Here is a 1,135-nt window from a genome sequence, read left to right as displayed (position 1 = left end):
CCTACTCGCGAAGGCGCAGTGTCAGCGCAAAATATATCGACTGACACACTGCCTTCGCGAGCAGGCTCGCTCCCACAAGGGATTGCGTTTTACAGTGGCCTTCTTCGGCGACAGGGACAAACACTGATGACGCAATTCTACGATGCACGGGGCAATATTTATGGCGTGGTGTCTGCGCAAGCGCTGCGCGCAGAGGGCATTGCTTTGCCCGCCAGCGCCACTGAATGCGCGGCTTCGCGTCAGTCGTGGAGCAGGGCTGCGATCAAACTCTGCTGTGACTGGCCCGAAGGCCAACGTCCGGTAAACAGCAAATCCCACCGCAGCGACGGCCTGCTGATCGGCCCGTTCCAGGCATCGCCGCCGTTCGACGTGTTGATCGTCAACACCGACGGCACCCTCGCCGAGCGCAGTGGCAATGGCCTGACGATTTTCTCGCAGGCGCTGACCGAGCAAGGCTTGATGCCGGAGGAGGGCGCGTTGTTGCGCGTGCATCATGACAAGGGCGACGCGCTGCCAACGTTGGTGAAACCGGCTGAAGTCGACGGTGTTCAAGGTTTCTGGCTTGATCTCGGCCAACCCGGTTTCGGGCCACATGCCGTCGGTGCACAGGCCGTTGAAGGCATTGCGTTCAACGGTCAGGACGTGAGTCACGTCCAACCCTTGGCACAACTTGAACCTGCCTGGGTACACAGCCAGTTTGTGCGTATCGGCAACCCGCATTGCGTAACGCTGCTCAGCGATGCATCGACTTTGCCGAGCAACGAGCAAATGCGTGAATCACCGCTGAACGAAGGGTTGACCGACATCGCCTACGCCCTGCCCACCGGGGCCGGAGATCCATGCCCGGCCGGCGTCAATCTGCAATGGGCGGTGCTGGAGTCACCACAGAAAATCCTCGCCCGAGTGTTCGAGCGCGGCGAAGGGCCGACCGCCTCATCCGGCACCAGCGCCAGTGCAGTGGCATCGGCGGCGTGGCGGGTGGGCTGGGTCGCGGAGGGAGCGGTGCAAGTGGTCATGCCCGGCGGCACGGCGCCGATTTTGCTCGAAGCAGCAGGTGGGGAGTTGGTGCGGGTCAGGTTGTTTGGTGCGGCGCGGTTGATGGGTTGAATTCGCCGACGCCATCGCTGGCAAGCCA

1 protein-coding gene is annotated in these 1,135 nt (G+C 62.4%); it reads left to right on the top strand.

What is annotated here, in order from left to right:
* Positions 1-126 precede the first annotated feature (126 nt).
* Positions 127-1,107 (top strand): diaminopimelate epimerase, encoded by a 981-nt coding sequence (locus tag M9827_RS20610; RefSeq protein ID WP_250606893.1) that lies wholly within the window; start codon positions 127-129, stop codon positions 1,105-1,107.
* Positions 1,108-1,135 lie beyond the last annotated feature (28 nt).

The sequence above is a fragment of the Pseudomonas sp. AKS31 genome (genome assembly GCF_023634765.1).
In the GTDB taxonomy this organism is placed as follows: Bacteria; Pseudomonadota; Gammaproteobacteria; order Pseudomonadales; family Pseudomonadaceae; genus Aquipseudomonas.
The sequence above is the reverse complement of the archived record's forward strand: the minus strand, read 5'-3'. Positions and strand labels throughout refer to the sequence as shown.

Coding starts and splice junctions, on each gene's coding strand:
- M9827_RS20610 (WP_250606893.1), top strand. CDS start 127: ATGACGCAATTCTACGATGCACGGGGCAATATTTATGGCGTGGTGTCT.